Consider the following 20,811-nt stretch of genomic DNA (forward strand, 5'->3'; position numbering starts at 1 on the left):
CCTTTGTTTTATGCTAGGCTTAAAATAAAAGAGGCCGCCCTTTTATGACAGCCTCTAAAGTTTATTTTTTCTTTTGAGTTTTATCTTTTAGTTCTTGTACTTTCTTTTGGCTTTCCATTACTTGCTCGTAACGTTCTTGCCATTTGCTTTTGGTTTTTACTTTGGGTTTGCTACGTGCATCTTGCATTTTAGCCAAGATTTTATTATGGTCTATAATGTAGGTTTGAATTACAAACTGTAACAGTAAGGTAATAGTGTTAGATACCGTATAGTACCAAGTTAAGGCCGAAGGCAAACGGTTGAAGAAGAACAACATCATGAACGGAAAAATATAAGGCATGTATTTCATGGCCGGATTATCCTGTGTAGGTGTGTTACCCATATTGTACAACGAAATGGCGAAACTTGTAAGCACCGCTGTAATGGTAAACAAGCTAATGTGATCGCCAAAACCTAAAGGAATAGAAAAAGGTAATTTAGCAATAACATCATAAGCCGATAAATCGTGACTCCATAAGAAGCTTTGACCACGTAGTGAGATGTTAGAGTTAAAGAAACTATACAACGCAAAGAAGATAGGAATTTGCAACAAAGCAGGTATACAGCCACCAAGTGGATTTACGCCAGCTTCTCTAAACAATTTCATTTGCTCCATGGCAAAACCTTGTTGGTCATCACCAAATTTCTTCTTCAGGCCATCTAATTCAGGGCGAAGCGCCTTCATTTTTGCACCGCTTAAATAGCTACCGTACATTAATGGCGCAGTAAACAAGCGAATGAATAAGGTAAGCATTAAAATAGCCCAGCCATAATTAGAGATAAAGCTGATAAAAAAGTTAAACACGTTTTTAATAATGTACACGTTGATAGGACGTACAAACGCATACATATCTCTACCAAGGTTTACAATCTTATCCATATTAGGCGCGGCAGACTGTAAAATTTTATAGTCGTTAGGGCCAAAGTATAAGGCAAATGGCACAGTAGCTGTAGCGGCTGCTGGCACTGTTACGCTAAAGCTAGTATTGTCTAACGTAGCAAGTGTATTGGTAGTATCAGTATCTAAACTGCGGCTCCAGTTAATATTACCATTGTTAAAGCCATTTTTAGCAATAACGGTGGTATTAAAAAACTGTTGTACCACACCTATCCACTGACCTTGCTTTTCAAACTTGTGTTCTTTTTTCTGAGAAATATAGTCAAAATCGCCACCCTCACTAAAGCAAATATTGCTCATTTGGCGCTCGTACAAGGCTGTTTTTTCTGCCTGTTTCGTTTGCCAGTTCCAAGTCATATTAAGGTTGCCATTCGTAAGCAATTGGTCAGCACGAGTAAGATTAACGTTCCAGTCTATTAAGTAATTATTAGGCTTAATGGTGTACACATGCGTTACTGCTTGGCCATTACCACCAGCAATTGTAAAGCTTAGGGTTTGGCTACCATCAGCATTTTTTACCACAGCCGAAGGAGTAAAGTATAGGTTAGATACTAGGCTAGTAGCATTGTTACCAGTATTAATAGTGTAGCTAATATTGTCTTTAGCCGAGCCACCAAGTACTACTGGTTTATCGTTATAAGATGATTTATAGTTTTTAAGTTCTACTTGTTTTACAGCACCACCTTTATTAGAAAATGTGGCTTTAATCACTTCGTTTTCTACAGTTACCAATTGCTCAGTACCTATAGCTGCTGTGGTAAAAGAGCCAGCCGCAGCAACTTTATTAGCCGAATCAAGATGTTTAAGTGCTACAGTATCTACAGGTTTTACTTTGGCTGCGTTTACTCTATCGGTTGAGTCTTTAATGTGTTTTTGAAAATCTTCAGCGGCTTGCTGCTGTTTGTTGGTAAAGTAAAAAAAGCCAGCGAATAGTGCTACCAACAACACCATCCCAATTACCGTATTCTTATCCGTGTTCATGTCACTTTTTTAAATGAGCCGCAAAGGTAAGGGTTGCGTGCATAGTAGGGTAGGTGGATTTTGAGGGGTGAATTGGGGGGAAGTTGATTTATTGTTGGTAGAATGTACAATAACGGCAGGTTTAGCACCACTGTTTTTACTACGGCTTGCTAGGTAAGTACTAACGATGGCAGTAAGTGGCAAATTGGTTTATGTGTTTTGGTTTACTACTGTGGTATAAATAAAATTGATTGTGTGTAGCGCCGTAGAATTGTAGGAAGCTATTCAACTCCTTGAACGAGGTGCTAAAAACTTATGAAACGCTATTTTTTCAAGTAAATGCCATTATTTATGGCTATGATATGCCTTTGCATTGTTACAATAGCGTAAAAAGATTGCGGTAAGTGGTTGTATTTAGCGTTGCATTTGCTTAAAAATGATGGTATATTGAGCAAAAGGTATTAATAGGTGCATTGGTGCTCTAAGTTTCCTTTAAAGCAAAGTACTGCATTATCCATGGTTTCGGTTCTATATTTGCCCAATGATAAAAGTGTTTTTAAAGCGCAAGATTGCGCCACGCATAGCTAATGGTCACCCGTGGGTATATGGCAATGAGATAGAGAAAATAGTGGGTGAGGATGGTAAAGTGTTAGAAACACCTGTTGCACCAGGTACTATTGTAGATGTACATTTTTTCGATAACAAATATGCAGGCAGAGGCTATATTAATCAGCAATCGCAAATAGCAGTGCGTATACTTAGTCGCAAGCGTGACCGTGAGGATATTAACGACCAGTTTTTTTACAACCGTATACTAAAAGCTTGGCAGTACCGCCAAAAAATAGGCTATACTGAAAACTGCCGCTTAATATTTGGCGAAGCTGATTATTTACCTGCTTTAATTATTGATAAGTTCAACGATTACTTCGTTATCCAAACCTTATCTTACGGTATAGAACAATGGAAACCTGCTATTGTAGCGGCTTTGCAAACCATATTTAACCCAAAAGGTATTTATGAGCGTAACGATGTACCTGTACGAGAACTAGAAGGTTTGCAACAACAAAAGGGCTTTTTATCTTCACCATTCGATACCAATATCACCATTAACGAGAATGGTTTACAGTTTCATGTAGATATAGAAAATGGCCAAAAAACAGGGTATTTTTTAGATCAGCAAGACAATCGCAGAGCCATTAAAAATGTTGTAAAAGGTGCGGATGTATTGGGTGCATTTACCTATACTGGTACGTTTGAAATTCATGCGGCACACTATGGTGCTAAAAGTGTATTGGGTATAGATATTAGCGAGCAAGCGGTAGCGCAAGCCAATAGAAATGCAGCTTTAAATGGCCTTGACAATATTTGTAAGTTTGAAGCCATGAATGCCTTTGACGCCCTAAAACAATGGGATAAAGAAGAGAAGCTGTACGATGTAGTAATGCTAGACCCACCAGCATTTACCAAAAGCAGAGAAAGTATAGACAAAGCTGTAACAGGCTATAAAGAAATTAACCTGCGTGGCATGAAGCTAATAAAAGATGGTGGCTTTTTAGTTACAAGTAGTTGTACCAATTTGGTAAATCCAGATTTGTTTTTACATACCATCGAGTCTGCTGCAAAAGATGCTAAAAAGCGTATTCGTCAAGTAACCTTTAAAGCACAAGCAAGTGACCATCCTATTATTTGGGGTATGGAAAATACCAACTACTTAAAGTTCTTAATAGTAGAGGTAACAAATAAATAAGTTAGTGCTCGCAGATAGCGTTTAATAATAGATTACGATCAGCGTAAATCGGCGCTATCTGCGAGCAACGTTTAAAACAACTTTTGTAGTTGAAACTTATTCTTCTCTTTTAGTTTATCGTCTTCATAAATTTCAAAGTGGTACCAGCCAGCATAAGGAAAGTTACCATGGTCTATGGTAAGGTCAGCCTCTTTTACTTGCTTTACAGTGTATAGTTCTGTACCATCTTCTTCGTAAAACACAACTTTATACTTGTGTAGCTTCACCTGTGGGAAATGCATATCTACACTACCTTTTGCATTGGTATAAATGTACACCGAAGGCTTCCAAGCAGGTTTAGGTATGTAAGGCTTAAGCATAATAGCATCTTCACTTACATTAAAAATAGTGTCTTTGGTTTTGTTTACTATAGAGTCCTTGTACTTTTTGTACTGGTTTATGTCTAGCTCAATTACATCGCTAGGTTTATCTCTGTTGTAAATTTTTATGTAGCGTTTATTGTCTTTTACTTTAGGTATATCTTTTACAGGCTCTGTTGCTGCACCGGGCTTATTACTGGTACCGATTGGTTTAGAAACAGAGAAGAAATAAGCACCACCTTCTAGTACATAAAATATGCGGTAGTACACTTTTACACCAGCAGGCATTTTAGCATCTGTAAAACCATTTTGTTGCAGTTCTGGCGATACGGCTGAATAGATAGTTGTAAAGTACTTGGTACTATCAAAAGAGCGCTGTACAGCTAGTTGTATACAATTAGAAAAAGGATTGGTCCAGCTAATTAATATCTTCTCTCTGCCAATATCTCTTACACTAAACTTAGGTAAAGTATCCTGTGCACTTGCTGCCGTGCAGCACCACAAACCAATTAGAAATAGAGGGGTAAACAATTTCATTGGTCAAATATAAAGTTTGCAGCCATTAATCAAATACTAAACTACCTTTTGGCAGCGATAAATTGCCCTGCAAGCCACCACTGTGTATGGCCATTATTTTACTGCCTTCGGCAAAATAGCCACTTTCTATCAAGCTAAAAATGCCATATAGCATTTTAGAAGTGTACACAATATCTGTGGGTAAATCGTAAGTTTTATACAAATGATTCATCCAATCTAGTAAAGCTTTTGGATGTTTGGCATAGCCACCAAAATGATACTCATTAAAAATTGTAAAAGGTTTTTCAGCTTCTTTTGTGGTGAGCAAATTGGTAATTTCTTGCTGCAAACTATCATGCCCTTTTAGTGCTGTAATACCTATTATGTGTTGGTGTGGTGCTGCACCTTTTATCAAACCTGCCATCATAGTGCCAGTGCCTGTGGCGCAAGCAATGTGCGTGTAGCTCTCGTCAATCCATTGGTATATATCTGTTACACCTTCAGCGCCAAGCGTTGCATAGCCACCTTCATTTACCCAATACCAATTATCCTGATGTAAACTTTGTTTAAGTACGTCTTTATTGCTATAATTTGTTCTACTTACAAACTGTAATTGCATACCTAAGCTTTGTGCCTGCTTTAATGTATGATTGAGTTGTTTTGGTTCATCACCTCTTATAATGCCTACACTGTTTAAACCTTCTAGTTTACAAGCATAAGCTGAAGCTACAATATGGTTAGAGTAAGCACCACCAAAAGTGGCAATAGTGGTTTTATTAGTTTGCTTACAAGCTTGTATTTGCAGTTGCAGTTTAAACCATTTGTTACCGCTTACTACATCATGCAATCTGTCTAATCTAAGTACATCAAGTATTATATTGTTTTGGGTAGATGTATGTAAAATGGGCTGTACGTAAACGTTATCGTAAAAAATAGGCTGCATGGTGATATAAAATTAATGAAGTTATATTGGCATCTACTGTTATAACCATTAAATTCGCAAATATTAAATTGATTTTATTAAATACCAAGAAGCCTTTGCAAGCTAATTTGTACTCGCAAAGAAGATAAAGTTTACTAATTAATTAAAAATAAAAGTATACACATGAAACCAACTTTAGTGATTTTAGCTGCCGGCATGGCAAGTAGATATGGCGGCATGAAACAAGTAGAAGCTTTTGGTCCAAGTGGTGAAACCATTATGGATTATTCAATATACGATGCTATTGCAGCAGGCTTTGGCAAGGTGATTTTTATTATCAGAGAAGATTTTGCAGACGCTTTTAAAGCCACTTTTGAACCAAAACTAGCAGGCAAAATAGAAACAGTGTATGTGTACCAAAAACTAGATAGCAATATTGGTGGTAGAACAATACCTGCTGATAGAACTAAGCCCTGGGGCACTGGTCATGCATTGCTTTGCTGTAAAGAAGTTATTGACGGTCCTTTTGCAGTAATTAATGCAGATGATTTTTATGGCAAAGATGGTTTTGTAAAAGCCGCAGCGTTTTTAAACACCAAATGCGCAGATGACTTTTATGCAGTAATTGGTTATAGCTTAGTAAATACGTTAAGCGATAACGGTAGCGTAAGTAGAGGTGTATGTGAAATAGATGCTGATGGTAATTTGGTAGGTATTGATGAAACAACATCCATCTATAAAAAAGATGCCGAAATAGTAGCAGATATTGAAGGTGGTACTAAAACTTTATCGCCAGATACAAAAGTGAGTATGAACTTTTTTTGTTTTGGTAAAAGCTTTGTGGCCTTATCAGAGGAGTTGTTTGAAGTATTTCTTGATACACAAATTGCAGTGCCAAAATCTGAGTTTTACATACCTAAAATAGCCGATGAATTTATAAAAAGCGGCAGAGGTAAAATTGAAGTCATTGGTACAGATGCTAAATGGTTTGGCGTTACTTACAAAGAAGATGCAGAAGGTGTAAAAGCAAGTGTACATGCATTGGTTAATGCTGGTGAATATCCTACTAGCCTTTGGGGTTAATGATTTAGTGTACTTATCATAAAACAGAAAGGGTTTCAATAATTGAAACCCTTTTGTTTATAAACTATCACTACTACTTTCTTTTTAACCAGTTTCTCGGATCTTGATATTGCTGTTTCTCTGTAATAACTTGAAATTCAAATTCGCCTTCGTTTTGAAAGTTCGCACTAACTTTTCCTAAAAGTGTTCCAGCTTTTACATTTTGTCCTCTACTTACATTTACCGAGCCAAGTCTATTGTATAAGGTAAAGTATTTACCATGTTTTACCAACACTGCTTGATACTCTTCAACATCTTGAACTGAAATCACTTCTCCATCTGCAACACACTTTATTGATGCACCAACATTACTGATAATAATTATTCCCTCATTATTTACTTTAAGAGGTGAGCCTGGTATTTGATGAATACCAAATTCACCAGTTACACTACCACCGTCAATTGGCCAAGGTAATTTACCCCTATTGCTTTCAAAGTTTAAACTCATGGTTAAACCTTCCTTGGTAGATTCAAACACACTTTCAGTTCTTTCAATAGGTTTAGGGGCTGTTACACCCGTAGTAACATCAGCAGGTTTGGGTTTATTGGCATTATTTTTAGCATTGCTTTTTATTAAAATCTCTTGACGTTCTCGTTCTTTTTGCTCCTTCTCTCTTTTTTGTTCTTCTAGAGTAGCCGCTTTTAATTTTGCTTGACGCTCTTTTTCTTTGCGCAGAGCTTCATCAATTTCTCTTTTAATAGCAGCTTTTACAGCGGCAGCCAATTTTTGGTTTTCTTTTTGACGTTTGGCTATTTGCGCAGTAATATCTTTTTCTTGGTCTTTTAGTTGTGTTACAACTTGGTCTTTTTCTTTTTTATCTACCTCTAATACTTGTAATTGGCTGCTTTCGCTTTGTAATGCACCCGCTTTTTCTTTTTTGTTATTAGCAAGTGTAATGGTGGTCTGCTTTAATAAATCTTGCGTTTTGGTAATGGTTTGTGCTTGTGTTTCTCTATTTTGGCGATAGCTTTTTAAATAAGCCATACGTTTAATAGCATCGTTAAAATTATCAGCCGAAAACAAGAAGTTTAGATACTCATTGCTGCCACGGTTTTTGTAAGCAAAAACAAGACTCTTAGCATAATTTATTTTTAAAGTATCTAGCTCTTTGTTAAGCCTATAAATCTCTCTTTCGTTTAAGAAAAGCGTTTCTTCTAGTATTTTAACATCTTTTCTAATATTATTAATGAGGTTTTCACGAGCTTTTATTTTGTTCTGCACTGCTTGATAGGCACGTAAAGCTGCTTTTTTATTGCCTTTTATAGATGCTAGCTCATTATTCAGGTCATTAATTTCACGCTGAATCTGTTGTTGTTGCTTTTGTAATTCATCACGTGACTGCGCACTCAGCTGACTAAATGAGAAAACAATACAGCCCAAAACCAACAACAGTTTTTGTAACATTCAACTAAAAATTTAAAGCGTAAAACAAGGGTAAATTTCTATAACGATAAAGATGCAAATAAATTATAGACGCTTGTAATTTTTAGGTACTGAAAACATATAGTTTAACGGTTCATTAAACTTATAGTCTTTAAAATCTAAGTAAATATCCAATTTAGATTTTTGCGAAACTGAAATGCTTCTATAAGTGGCAAAATGTAATCCATCTTTAAACTCATACTCACTAAATGTGATATCGCAGGTTCTATTTTGTAGAGGGTCTATGTCGTCTAACTTGCTATGTGTTGGCTTAAAATCATCAGTATCCAATGTGATTAGATGTTTAAATACTTTACCCACCATATTTACTAAAAGCTGTTTATCTGTGGCTTTGTACGAAACAATATTTGAAGTTATAAAAATAGGATTACCAACTAACACATCTTGTAGGGTATAAAAGTCAAAAGGTATTTGTGTAGATTCTTGTAAATAAGTAAACGAACGTTTCTGAATCGTATTTTTTCTAGTATTTATGAGAAAAACACTGTCCTTTGTTACAAGAACCTTCATTACCACACCAATTGGCGGTACTGATATTGTTGCAAATATTGCGCTATCTTTTTTCATGCTTAAGTGACAAGTTACTTTTTGGCTTGTTTCTTGCCCTTCGTAGTCAACTTTTATTTTTGCATTAAACGTGGTAAAGTCAATTTTCTTTTTTATTACTTTACCCATAATATCTTTTACAATTGCAGATGAATCTACTTTTTCAGCTTCTTTTATTACAATTGTTTGTACGGTATCTTTTTTGCTAATTGCAGCATTTATAGTCTGTACTTTTTTTACAGGTTTGCAAGCAAATGCAAGTGTGGCAATAGTTGCTATTGCTAGTAAATATTTCATGATGCGAAGTTATTGTTTTCCAGTGCTACCAAAACCGCCAGCACCTCTTACCGTTTCGTTAATATTTTCAACCAATACTAGTTCTACCTGTTCTACTTTTTGAAATACCATTTGAGCAATTCTATCTCCATTATTAATGATTTGTATTTCGTTAGATAGATTTATGAGTATTACTTTTATTTCGCCTCTATAGTCAGCATCAATTGTGCCAGGTGTATTCAAGCAAGTAATACCTTGTTTTATAGCAAGGCCACTTCTAGGCCTTATTTGCGCTTCATAGCCTTCAGGAATTTCTAAAAATAAGCCAGTAGCTACTAAGTTTCTTTCTAAAGGTGCAAGTTGTATAGGAGCTGTAATAAATGCTCTTATATCCATGCCAGATGAACCAGTTGTAGCATATGCTGGCAGGTCATTGCTAGAGGTATTGATAATAGGTACTTTTAGTTGCATTGGGCAAAAGTAAGTTCGAAATCTATTACACACTATATTTGAACAACATTAATATAGCATGGCATCAACTATTAGCGATTTAAAGAAGTATTGGCAAGAGATACCGAGTACTGTGAGAAGTTTTCTTTTAAAAGCCTTGCTTTGCTTTCTTATTTGGAAAGTTACCTATCATTTGTACATAAAACCGCATCGTCTTTTCGATGTACCATTAACGCAGCAAACGGCTACTAATACGCAACAAATGCTGCAGCTTATTTATCCGCAAACACATTTTACAAGTACAGAAGTTGTGATACAGTCTGGGGCAGATTTCTATGGCATTACCATTTGGGCAAATGCTAAAAGAATTATTTCTGTGCTAGATCCATGCAATGCGCTAGAACTATACATCCTGTATGTATTGTTTATCATTTGCCTACCTAGTAACTGGAAAAGAATGCTAGTGTTTAGTGGTCTGGGTATACTTGGTATTTATGTATTGAATATTGCACGTTGCGTTGTATTGGCAATGCTTAATATGAATAGAAGTTTGTACGTCGATTTTGCCCATCACTACTTATTTACAATGGTGGTGTATATAGCCATTTTTGCAGGCTGGGCACTTTATATAAACAAGAGTATGAACAATGAAACAGAATAAACCTTTTCTATTGCAGCCTCAATGGATTGCATTAGTGCTTATAATAGCTGTTCCTGCAATAGTTAATCAAATGTATTTTGATAAACCATCTTATAAAGCTAACACTACAGATTTTAAAAATTCTTTTGAGGTAGGTCTAGTGATAAGTGTTGGTCTTTTAGGGTATTATGGCTTGAGAAATCTACAACAAAAATGGCCGTTAACTATTTGGAAAGCTACATACATTTTAAGCATTGCTTTTTTGTCGATAGCAACCTTTGTTGAGGCTTTTATATACAGATATAGTTACAAGGGACAGTTAAGATTTATGTCTGTAAAGCAGATGCTTTTTAGCCCAATTATCTATGTATTACTATTGATAATTTATACAAAGGTGACAAAAAAAAAGAACGCTTAAAAAGCGTTCTCTTCTCCAACTATCATATTTTTCGCTGTCTTAACTACAATGTGGAAGTCAAGTGCGTTATTCCAAACTTCAATGTATCTAAGATCGTTGTCAACTCTTGTTTGCAACATCTCTATTTCTTTAGTTTCACCCCTATGTCCATTAACTTGCGCTAAGCCAGTAATGCCTGGTTTAACTAGGTGTCTAAGGTTATATTCTTCAATATGCTGTTCTACTTCTTCATTCATTAAAACTGCATGAGGTCTTGGTCCTACAATTGACATTTCACCCTTTAGCACATTAATGAACTGTGGCAGTTCATCTAAACTGGTTTTTCGTAGAAAAGCACCAATTTTTGTAATACGGTTATCATTTATTGAAGCTTGCTTAAACTTTCCATTTTCATCCAAATGCTCACTATCAGGCTTCATTGTGCGAAACTTAATGCATTTAAAAACTTCATTACCTACACCGTGCCTATCTTGTAAGAAGAAAACGGGACCTTTAGAAGTTAATTTTATAATGCATGCAATTAGAGGGAACAACCAGCTGAAAATTGTTACTACAGCAATAGATGTAACAGCTAAATCAAAAACTCGTTTGGCAAAATTGTTATTGATTTCGTCCGCTCTCTCTCTCAGAAAATCTACATCTACAGGAGCTTCGAACGTAGCCCCCGTAATTCTGATAATTTGTCGTTCAGCTATTTTACTTGGTAGAATTCTTGCTAGCATATACTTTAATTTTAGATTAATTACTAGTAATAGTAACAATATTTTCAAATGTACGAAAAAAAATCAATTAAGATAGTCGAAATTTATGGTTTAACTGAAATTTAATACAAAAAATTGATTTTTATTCATAGAAACTATTAATAGGAAAAATACTTAAAGTGCTTAATCATCTATTTTAAAGGCTCAAATGTATATTTTAAAGATGAAATATCTTGCATTGTTACATATTTTACAAATTTTTAAGCAAGATATTCGCATAAGCAACTAGACCTTCCTCTCTACCTACAAACCCCATTTTCTCGGTGGTTGTTGCTTTAATTGATACATCTTTTATAGTAAGATTCAGAATTTGGGCAATCGTTGCCTGCATATCTGCTACATAAGGTTTTATTTTTGGAGCTTCCAAGCAAAGAGATGCATCAATATTTTCTATTGCATAACCCTCTGCTGTTATTAAATCGTAGCTTTTTTTCAATAAAATTTTACTGTCAATGTCTTTAAATTCAGACGATGTATCTGGAAAATGAACACCAATATCACCCAAGCATGCTGCACCTAACATGGCATCACATATAGCATGTAGCAATACATCTGCATCGCTGTGGCCAAGTGCACCTTTTGTATGAGGAATTTTAACACCGCCAATCCATAAATCTCTACCTTCTACTAGTTGATGAAAGTCTACGCCAAATCCTATTCTCATAATGTTGGTTTTAATAAAATTGGCTGTTACCAGCTTTTGAGCATGGAACAGCCAATTGGTTTAATGGCGAAATATTTTTATTGCTAATTAGTTCTCAGAATTACCATCTAAATCGAATGTGATACCAAAACGTAATGTATTTGACAATGGGTTACGTGTAATACCTTGACCCGAAGGAACTAAATAAGAGAAATTAATGCCAATTACATTGTACTTTAAACCTGCACCAAAGGTGAAATATTTACGGTTACCTTGGCTTACATTTTCGTAAAAATAACCTGCTCGTACCGCAAATTGATCATTATAAACATATTCAGCTCCTAGCGATACCTGAAACTTTTTTAACTCATTGCCAAAGCCGCCAGCATCACCAAAAGATGAAAAATAACTACTAATAACACTTTTGTTTCTGTATCCGGCTAGCGATGCAGAGTCAGTACTTGTATTGCCTGTAGCGAGTGGTGGTGTTGGTACCAATAATCTGTTTGCATCAAGCGCAAAAGTTAGTTTATTGGTTTCGTCAAATACAGTTGTGTACGCTAAACCAATGCCTAAATTTGCAGGTATGTAATCTTTATTATTTGCATCGTTTGTATAGCCAATTTTTGAACCAAGGTTTGATAGTACGATACCATAATTAAATCCAGCACCTTCTTTCGTAGTACCATCGTGATACAAAGAAATATCTCCAGATACAGCAGTACCGGTTTTATAAGTAACACCACTGTAAGTACCATTTGCAAGGCTACTACTAACGTATCTCAGCGCAACACCTAAACTCAAATTCTCTTTCAACTTTCTAGAATAGCCAACATCTATACCTAGTTCTCTTGGGCGAAAGCTGTTTAAACTGTTACCTGCAAAGTCTGTAAACTCAATATTACCAAGGCTAAAATATCTCAATGTCGAAGATAGCGCTTCGTCATCGCTAAGTTTATAATAACCTGTACCACTTGCTAGATACACATCATTTAGCCCCAAGTCTTTTAACCAAGGTGTGTACGTAAAACTTACACCAGATTTTGCTTTGTTAAATGGTGTTTTCGCCAAATTCCAAAAGGCTGAATTCGCATCAGGTGTGGTTGCAATACCCACATCACCCATACCACCTGCACGAGCATCTGGTGAAATGCGAAGAAAAGGCACAGCAGAGGTAACAACGTTTAAATCGCTTGTTTGAGCTTTGGCTATAATAGCTACGCTCGATGCTACTAAAACAAGTAGCATTTTTGATAATGATGAAGTTTTCATCTAATTGATTAATTTTATATTATAGAAAATAAAAGAAATAATTACATACTAGCAGTATTGCTTGACAATGTAATCAAATTAGGTAGAAATTACGCCATTTAAACTGTTTAAAGAAGATATAATTTTTGGGTTGATTCAGCTTTTCCACTGTTTGAAGTTACAATAATACGATAGATATAGACACCTCTACCAATTTTTTCGCTGCTAAAATTATCTTTTCCATCCCATTCTATTTCTGCACTTCTATTTCCTGCTGTATTTATGGTTCTTTTTATTTGATACACCAATTTACCTGTAACACTAAAAATGTTAATTAAAACATTCAAATTCTCACCCGGTTGGTTATGCTCAAACCAAAAAGTGGTTTTACTGGTAAAAGGATTTGGATAATTATAAACGTGACTAATCTGTAATTGTTGTTTTTTAGCCACAGTAAATTCTATCATTATTTCGCTGGAGTTATTAAAAACGTCCCATGCTTTAACTTTTAAAGTGTGTAAGCCTTCGCTCAACGTAGCAAGTTGATACCTAATTTGGCCTTCTTGAAAATTATTCAAAGCAGCTTCGTAGTAGTCATTTAGCTTGATAATATTTTTTTCATCACCATCTAAAACAGCTGTTATATCATGGCCAATGCCTGTGCCTACAGTATTAATGCCAGAAGAATCTTTTAGTTTAAGTATTAAAATTGGCGTTTCGTTTGTCAAGCCACCATTTACAAATTTATCGTCGTTTAAGTAGGCTTTTATATTAGGGCCATCTTTATCGCTAAAAGTAGTATTGCTGCTACCGCCAATGTAAAAATTAGCGTTATAGCCTGCTGCATCTTTATCATTACCATCATCTGCATACAAGCTTATTTTGCCTTGCCCTACCTGATAATTAATGTCTTTAGGTATGATGCATGAAAAACTAAAATTACCATTACTAACAGTTGCCTTGCCTTTGTATAAAAAGTTGGTCTGTTGGCTAAAACTAGTAACCGGGCTAGCCGCATCGTTACCTTTTGTAGTGATGGTTTGTGGCTTATCAAATATGATAGCATTTACGGTACCATTAAAATTGCTTAAAGCATTACCACTTGCATCGGTAACCAAGCCACCAAATGTATATTTATTGAGGGCTTTTAATGTATCGGTGCTAGAAATTGGTTGGTTATTAATAGTTGTAATTTGCAACTTATTTTCAGGAAAAGCCAAACGCATCGCAGGGTCGCCAAGCAGCGTGAATTTTCTATTGTTTGTAATATCTGCAAATGTTTGGTAGGTATAGTTTTTAGCTCTTTTTATGGCTTCACCCAATGTTAAATATTTACCAGTTGCATCTGGCTGCAGCGCAATAGTTAAGTAATTATTATTGATAATTCTGTTACTAAAGGCAAATACAATTCTTGTTGTGGTCATTAAAGCAATAGCGCCATTGTTTGTTTGGGTTAATAATTGGCCGCCAATAGATGTTTTTGTAGGGTCATCATAAGGGGCAAAATCGCAGGTTGCCGTGATGAATAAAGGCAACTTGTTCGCGTTAGATATTTTACTTAAAACATCTTGGTCAAATATGGCTTCATCTGCTAAGCGTTGGTAACCACCATGGCCAGTATAATTAAACAATAATGTACCATTGAAAAGTTGATTGATAATGACAGTGTTTACATCAGGATATCTAGCGCCACTGCTACTGCTTACTACATTAAAAGCATCTAGGTAAATTTTGTTTTTATTGATGTTTGCATCTACTGTGCTTGCATTTGCAGAAATTAATTCAGCATCATTTATGTGCGTGTTATTGTCTTTATCATCAGCTACAAATGTGGTAGCATTGCGCCATGCACCCAGCGACTGCTTGCTATGATAATTGATGATTTTGTCGACCATTATTTTGGCTTCGCCAATAGTGCTTGCTGGTATTCTGCCAATACCAATATCTAGAAGGCTTACAGGGTTTGTGTTTGTAATGTCATCTGCATCATCAAGCAGGCCAAAAAAGTCATCTGATGTGTAAGTAGAAAGCGGGTCAATGGCATTATTATTTTCGTAACAAGGTACTAAGTTGTTATTATTGGCTATTCTATTTTTATAGTCAAATGAAGCGCTGCCAAATAGTAGTAAATACTTCGGTCGTTTGGTAGAATCACCACCGGCTTTATCGTAATACATTTTTACAAAATCACGAATGGCTGTTGGGTCACTTGCACCGCTTGCAAACTCGTTAAAAATTTGTGCAGTACTTGCTACCATCACTTTGTAGCCATGCTGCTGTGTATGAAAAAGTGCTAGCCTTTTTGCTTCATTAATAAGTGTAGGATGTGTAACAATTAAATAGTCAACAGGGCTGCTACTATGTAGATTTTGATTATCAATTTTACCAATAGCTACTGGTGTAAAAAGACTACTATTGTTAAATGCTACATACTCTCTTAAAGTATTACTACTATTCGTAAATGTTGCTTGATTATTGGCATAAACTGTAGCCATTTTTTGTGGTTGGTAAATGTTAGAAACATCCCAAACGCTAGTGTTATTTGTTGCATTACTGATGATAAAATTAGCCACATTACCTGTGCCTACACTTTGCCAATCTCTAAAGAGCAATTGCCCTGTTGATAGAATAATGATGCCTCTTCTGCTATGCACTTCAATCCAATTGAGCCAAGCTTGTGCCGATGCATTGGCAGGGGTAAAACTGACATTGAGATTGATATTTGGCGTAGCCGATAAAAAACTATTTTGCGAAGAAACATTTGCAGCAAATACATCTAAAAAATTACCTGAATTTGCTGGTATGGTTATGGTTGAAAGGCTGTTACCATTAGCTTTTAAGGTTAAGGTGCTACTGCTATTCACACTTCTGCCAGCAAAACTAGTTTTGATATTAACTGGTTCTGATTGTAACAGGCCATTTAAATCAACGGTAAAACTTCTAGACAAATTATTAGCACTGATATTGCTAAATTCTTCACCATACCATTCTTTGCCGCTGTTTAAAAAATTTACTAGGTCGTTTTCGTAATGGTAATGGTCGTTGTAAATGCTGACGGTTTGTGTGGCTGTGCCTGAAAAATTATTGGTATTAATGCGCTTACCGTTACCAACGATAGTGATGAAATAAAAAGCCGTATCGCTGTAAATATTTTTTTGGTAAGTAAATGTTTTATTGGTGGTATCAGCTAGCCACCTATTTGGCCCAGGTGCGTAAAAGAGAAAATAATCGTTGTTATTAAACGTACCATCACCACCATCAACTACCTCAATGGCATTCTCAATTAAGTCATCATTGTAATAGCCGTTATTTTGCTCACTTAGCATTTGCCCACCGTTACCAAATAGTCTTATGGCGGTCGAAGAAATATTAGTACCAGACAATCCGTTGTTTGTTAAAAAAGTAACATCTACTTTGTAAATGCCTGCCTGTGTGACGCCAATTTTTAAAAAATTGCCCGTTTGTAATACTGAATTTGTAGAATATGTGCGTTGCGCAGCCGTTTTTACAGCAGAAAAAATGTTAAAAATGAAAAAAAATAAGATTAGAGTGCGCATTTTGCCAAAAATGATGTTCTTTTATCACGAAAAGAAACTAACAACCCTAAAATTAGGGATTTGATAACAATTATATGAAAGGTCGTAAATTTACATTTTATCTAAAATCTCCTATATTCGCATAGAACATTAATTCTACCCCAAATTTTTTATTGACAGAATCTAAATTATCACTCATGAATATGCTAACAGGAGTAAGAAGTTGTGTTTTATTGGCAGCAACTGTAGGTGCTTTTGCATCATGCAAACCAAAGCAAGAAAAATCAACAGCTACTGGTTGGAATTATAATGACAAAAAGCAAGGTAGCTTCTCGGTACCTAAACCAAAAGATGTAAAAACTGCACCGGGTCTTGTATTTGTACAAGGCGGTACATTTACAATGGGCGCTACGCAAGAAGATGTGATGGCAGAATTTAATAATACGCCTAAACGTGTAACTGTTAACTCTTTTTTTATTGACAGGACAGAGGTTGCAAACGTTCACTACCGTGAATATTTGTATTGGTTAGAAAATACCTTTAGCGATGAGCAATATAAAAAAGTGCTTGAAGGTGCATTACCAGATACATTGGTTTGGCGTAGCGAATTAGCTTACAACGAGCCTTACGTTGAATATTATTTCCGCCACCCATCATACAATTACTACCCTGTAGTTGGTGTAAGCTGGAAGCAAGCTAATGACTATTGTACTTGGAGAACTGACCGTGTAAATCAATTAGAACTGATAAACAAAGGTTACTTAAATGTGAATTCTATCAAAACAGAAGAGAATGGTGGTGGTCAAGAAAACTTTAATACAAAAGCCTATTTAATGGGTGAGTACCAAGCTCAGCCTGGTAAAACTGCCACATCTAAAAGCAATCCACTAAGAGATGCACAGGGAAGGCCAAGAACTACTGTACGCTTTGAAGATGGTATTTTATTTGGTGAATATCGATTACCTACAGAGGCAGAATGGGAATACGCAGCTTATGGCTATGTAATGGAAAATCCACAAAAGAAAGCAAGCGCTAAAACACGTGGCGAAGAAGTGGTAGCTAACAAGCAAATCTATTCTTGGAAAAACGATGGTTTCGATAATCTGCGTTCTACAAAAGCAGGTGGCTATCAAGGTGCTTTTTTAGCTAACTTTAAACGTGGTAGCGGCGATAATATGGGTGTTGCAGGTGGCTTAAATGATAACGCAGCAATTCCAGGTGATGTAAATACTTTTTTGCCTAATGCATTTGGTATCTATAATATGAGTGGCAACGTAAGTGAGTGGGTGGCAGATGTATTTAGACCATTAACTAGCCTAGAAGGTGATGATTTTAACCCATTTCGTGGTAACGTATTTAAAACTGTAGATAAGAGCGGTGGTGAAGGCAACATGAGAGACAGTTTAGGTAGAATAAAAATGAAATTGGAAAGTGATTCTGTGTTGCAGAACCGTAGAAACTACCAAAAAGCTTACGCTCTAAACTATTTAGATGGTGATAGTTTGAGTGGTGTAAATTACGGTTATGGTATTACTACTTTAATTTCCGATAAATCGAGAGTAATTAAAGGTGGTAGCTGGAATGATAGACCATATTGGTTGAGTCCTGGTACAAGACGTTTCTTAGAAGAAGATCAGAGTAGTAGCACTATTGGTTTTCGTTGTGCTATGAGCCATGCAGGTGCACCAGAAGGCACAAAAGCTAAAATTAAAACTGGTAATAGCTTTCCAGAAAGAAAACCAAGAAGATAAGGTTTAGGTATATAGAGCGTAATCTCGATTTATTCGAGAAAAAAGAAAGCCACTCAATTTAGTTTGAGTGGTTTTTTTATATCCATGTAATTGCTGCAATTCTTTACTTTGTACTATTAATTTTTATGTATGACAATCGAACAATTATATCAGGTATATCTTCAGCATCCATCAATACAAACAGACACTAGAAAACTTAAAGATGGTGACATTTTTTTCGCATTAAAAGGGCCTAATTTCAATGGTAACTTATTTGCAGAAAAAGCTTTAGAACTTGGTGCAGCTTATGCAGTAATAAATGAAAAGGTAGGAGATAATGCCAATGATAGATTAATACTAGTAGAAGATGTACTAACTACGTTACAGGCTTTGGCTAAATACCATAGGCAACAGTTTACCATACCGTTTATAGCTATTACTGGTAGTAATGGTAAAACCACTACTAAAGAGTTGGTAAGTACAGTGTTAGCAACGCATTATAAAACCTACACTACACAAGGCAACTTAAACAATCATATTGGTGTGCCATTAACTATATTAAGCATTGGTAAAGATGCAGAAATGGCTGTGATAGAAATGGGCGCAAATCACCAAAAAGAAATAGCCGGCTATTGCACTTATACCTTGCCTAACTATGGTCTTATAACCAATTGTGGTAAAGCACACCTTGAAGGCTTTGGTGGTGTAGAAGGTGTAAGAAAGGGCAAAGGTGAACTGTACGATTTTATACGTGAAAATGATGGTCTTGCGTTTGTATTTAACGATTACGATTACTTGCTTGATATGAGTAAAGGCATTGCCAAATGTTATACTTACAGCACTAGTAACGGTGATATTATAGGTACTACATTGCAAAGCGAACCTTACTTGAAAGTTGCAGTAACTAAAGGTTTGCAAGCTACAATAAGTACTCAGCTTGTAGGTGATTATAATTTGCCAAATGTGCTATGTGCGGTTGCTATTGGTAAATATTTTAACGTGCCAGACGAAAAGATTATAGCTGCAATAGAAAATTATGCACCAAGTAATAGTCGCTCACAGATGATAGAAAAAGATGGTAACCATATAATACTAGATGCTTATAACGCTAACCCAACTAGCATGAAGGCTGCAATAGAAAACTTTGCAAAATTTCCATCAACAAACAAAGTATTAATGCTTGGTGGTATGATGGAATTAGGTGAAGAAAGCATTACAGAACATACCGCTATTATTGAACTTATTAAGCAACACAAATGGGCGAATGTAGTATTGGTTGGTGGTGATTTTAGTAAAATTGAGCATCCTTTTACATTCTTTAATAATTCTTCTGAGGCGAAAATTTGGTTTATTGAGCAAGGCTTTAAGGATGTTTATCTATTAATTAAAGGCTCTAGAAGTATGGCCATGGAAAAGATTTTGCAATAAGTAACAGTAGTTAAGCAACTAATGTTACAAATACAAAACCTAAATGTAGCTACCTTGCGCCCAATATAAGCACCATGGCAGACCAACTGAAAAATACCCCCAACTACATTTTAAGCGTTTTACAAAACAAGTGTCCACGTTGTAGAGAAGGCTACTTGTTTACTACAAAAAACGCGTATGACTTTAAGAACAATACTAAGATGAACGAGCATTGCCCTACTTGTGGGCAATTGACCGAGATAGAAGTGGGCTTTTACTACGGTACTGCTTATGTAAGTTATGCATTGACTGTTGCGTTTTCTGTTGCTAGCTTTATCGCTTGGTGGGTATTTATTGGTGTTTCTATTGATGATAATAGGTTGTTTTGGTGGCTTGGTATTAATTCTTTTATTATGCTAGCCATGCAGCCTTTGCTGATGCGCTTATCTAGAAGTATGTGGCTAAGTTGGTTTGTAAAATACGATGCTAACTGGCAAAACTCTAAGCCAAAAGATGCTGAACGTGTGGTAAAAGAACATATGAATAACTGGTAATGAAATGAGATAATTTGAAAATATTAGCCCCGATTTGGGGCTTTTTTATTGGGTATAAACAGCTTTCGCATAAAAGACTTGAGCCTGATAAATATAGCGTTCTAAAAAAGTAAAGCACTTTGTTGAAAACCTTATTTGTATATTAGGTAAGTAGCCTACACATTTGCAGTGTATTTGGTTCTTGAAAGTAAAAGAATGAGACCGGTAATAATTACTACGCTTTGATAAAAGTTGCAAAAAGTACAAACCGTACAAGTGAGTGACACAACTAAAGCTAAATAGTAATACTACTGCTGATTACATAAAAATTTTACTGAAAGATTAAAAGGGAATTTGGTGAAAATCCAAAACTATCCCCGTAGCTGTAAAGCAGCCTCCCCAAACCCATCCAAAGGAGGGGCTTAGAAAGAGGCAACTTCTATTAAAACCACTGTTAATAACGGGAAGGTGAAGTTGAAATGCTGAGTCAGAAGACCTGCCTTTTACAAAATCATTCACGGCTTTCGGGTGAAAAGCATGGAATGTAAAAGGCTAGCTGCAGATGGCCGTTTATGTTTCTCCGTTTTTTTATTGTCCTGAAAGCTCATTGTTA

Annotated in this window: 17 protein-coding genes and 1 riboswitch; of the genes, 7 read left to right on the forward strand and 10 right to left on the reverse strand. The window is 35.8% G+C overall.

The window, feature by feature from the left end; all coding sequences use genetic code 11:
- Window positions 1–61 precede the first annotated feature (61 nt).
- Window positions 62–1,918, reverse strand: a complete 1,857-nt coding sequence (yidC, locus tag ACT9TX_RS00800; protein WP_481336177.1) for a membrane protein insertase YidC — start codon at window positions 1,916–1,918, stop codon at window positions 62–64.
- A gap of 520 nt (window positions 1,919–2,438) precedes the next feature.
- Here yidC and ACT9TX_RS00805 point away from each other — a divergent pair.
- Complete coding sequence (locus ACT9TX_RS00805; RefSeq protein ID WP_481336179.1) at window positions 2,439–3,644, forward strand: class I SAM-dependent rRNA methyltransferase; 1,206 nt, start codon at window positions 2,439–2,441, stop codon at window positions 3,642–3,644.
- 71 nt (window positions 3,645–3,715) lie between these two features.
- Here ACT9TX_RS00805 and ACT9TX_RS00810 read toward each other — a convergent pair whose 3' ends face one another.
- Window positions 3,716–4,540, reverse strand: coding sequence for a hypothetical protein (locus tag ACT9TX_RS00810; protein ID WP_481336181.1), 825 nt, complete (start codon window positions 4,538–4,540; stop codon window positions 3,716–3,718).
- A gap of 25 nt (window positions 4,541–4,565) precedes the next feature.
- Window positions 4,566–5,462 (reverse strand): 1-aminocyclopropane-1-carboxylate deaminase/D-cysteine desulfhydrase, encoded by an 897-nt coding sequence (locus ACT9TX_RS00815; RefSeq protein ID WP_481336183.1) that lies wholly within the window; start codon window positions 5,460–5,462, stop codon window positions 4,566–4,568.
- Between the two features lie 162 nt (window positions 5,463–5,624).
- Between ACT9TX_RS00815 and ACT9TX_RS00820 the strand changes: the two genes are divergently transcribed.
- Window positions 5,625–6,524 carry a nucleotidyltransferase family protein gene (locus tag ACT9TX_RS00820; protein ID WP_481336185.1) on the forward strand — a complete coding sequence of 300 codons (900 nt, stop codon included), beginning with the start codon at window positions 5,625–5,627 and terminating at the stop codon, window positions 6,522–6,524.
- Window positions 6,525–6,597: 73 nt separating this feature from the next.
- Here ACT9TX_RS00820 and ACT9TX_RS00825 read toward each other — a convergent pair whose 3' ends face one another.
- From ACT9TX_RS00825 to dut, 3 genes are all read right to left on the reverse strand, one after another.
- Window positions 6,598–7,968 (reverse strand): murein hydrolase activator EnvC family protein, encoded by a 1,371-nt coding sequence (locus ACT9TX_RS00825; RefSeq protein WP_481336186.1) that lies wholly within the window; start codon window positions 7,966–7,968, stop codon window positions 6,598–6,600.
- Window positions 7,969–8,031: 63 nt separating this feature from the next.
- A complete protein-coding gene (gene lolB1 / locus ACT9TX_RS00830) occupies window positions 8,032–8,850 on the reverse strand; it encodes a lipoprotein insertase outer membrane protein LolB1 (RefSeq protein ID WP_481336188.1) in 819 nt (272 codons plus the stop codon).
- Window positions 8,851–8,859: 9 nt separating this feature from the next.
- On the reverse strand, window positions 8,860–9,300 hold the full coding sequence (gene dut, locus ACT9TX_RS00835) for a dUTP diphosphatase (protein WP_481336190.1): 441 nt from the start codon (window positions 9,298–9,300) through the stop codon (window positions 8,860–8,862).
- Between the two features lie 58 nt (window positions 9,301–9,358).
- Here dut and ACT9TX_RS00840 point away from each other — a divergent pair, with 58 nt between their 5' ends.
- Window positions 9,359–9,940 carry an archaeosortase/exosortase family protein gene (locus ACT9TX_RS00840; protein WP_481336192.1) on the forward strand — a complete coding sequence of 194 codons (582 nt, stop codon included), beginning with the start codon at window positions 9,359–9,361 and terminating at the stop codon, window positions 9,938–9,940.
- Window positions 9,927–10,337 (forward strand): hypothetical protein, encoded by a 411-nt coding sequence (locus ACT9TX_RS00845; protein WP_481336193.1) that lies wholly within the window; start codon window positions 9,927–9,929, stop codon window positions 10,335–10,337. Before ACT9TX_RS00840 ends, ACT9TX_RS00845 begins: the two co-directional genes overlap by 14 nt.
- Here ACT9TX_RS00845 and ACT9TX_RS00850 read toward each other — a convergent pair.
- The 4 genes from ACT9TX_RS00850 to porU all read right to left on the reverse strand — a co-directional run bounded on the left by ACT9TX_RS00850 (window position 10,334) and on the right by porU (window position 16,549).
- Entirely contained in the window at window positions 10,334–11,059 is a 726-nt protein-coding gene (locus tag ACT9TX_RS00850) for a sugar transferase (RefSeq protein ID WP_481336195.1), read from the reverse strand. The two genes, ACT9TX_RS00845 and ACT9TX_RS00850, sit on opposite strands and share 4 nt — an antisense overlap.
- A gap of 229 nt (window positions 11,060–11,288) precedes the next feature.
- Window positions 11,289–11,762 carry a 2-C-methyl-D-erythritol 2,4-cyclodiphosphate synthase gene (ispF, locus tag ACT9TX_RS00855; protein WP_481336197.1) on the reverse strand — a complete coding sequence of 158 codons (474 nt, stop codon included), beginning with the start codon at window positions 11,760–11,762 and terminating at the stop codon, window positions 11,289–11,291.
- Window positions 11,763–11,849: 87 nt separating this feature from the next.
- Entirely contained in the window at window positions 11,850–13,013 is a 1,164-nt protein-coding gene (gene porV, locus ACT9TX_RS00860; protein ID WP_481336198.1) for a type IX secretion system outer membrane channel protein PorV, read from the reverse strand.
- 107 nt (window positions 13,014–13,120) lie between these two features.
- Complete coding sequence (porU, locus tag ACT9TX_RS00865; RefSeq protein WP_481336200.1) at window positions 13,121–16,549, reverse strand: type IX secretion system sortase PorU; 3,429 nt, start codon at window positions 16,547–16,549, stop codon at window positions 13,121–13,123.
- Between the two features lie 176 nt (window positions 16,550–16,725).
- On the opposite strand from porU, the gene ACT9TX_RS00870 reads away from it, so the two are divergent.
- The 3 genes from ACT9TX_RS00870 (at window position 16,726) to ACT9TX_RS00880 (ending at window position 20,219) form a co-directional block, all read left to right on the forward strand.
- Window positions 16,726–18,279, forward strand: coding sequence for an SUMF1/EgtB/PvdO family nonheme iron enzyme (locus tag ACT9TX_RS00870; protein ID WP_481336201.1), 1,554 nt, complete (start codon window positions 16,726–16,728; stop codon window positions 18,277–18,279).
- A gap of 129 nt (window positions 18,280–18,408) precedes the next feature.
- Entirely contained in the window at window positions 18,409–19,686 is a 1,278-nt protein-coding gene (locus tag ACT9TX_RS00875) for a UDP-N-acetylmuramoyl-tripeptide--D-alanyl-D-alanine ligase (protein WP_481336203.1), read from the forward strand.
- A gap of 74 nt (window positions 19,687–19,760) precedes the next feature.
- Entirely contained in the window at window positions 19,761–20,219 is a 459-nt protein-coding gene (locus tag ACT9TX_RS00880; RefSeq protein ID WP_481336205.1) for a DUF983 domain-containing protein, read from the forward strand.
- 289 nt (window positions 20,220–20,508) lie between these two features.
- Window positions 20,509–20,716: riboswitch (cobalamin riboswitch) on the forward strand.
- Window positions 20,717–20,811 lie beyond the last annotated feature (95 nt).

The sequence above is a fragment of the Parasediminibacterium sp. HNIBRBA5674 genome (assembly GCF_056745525.1).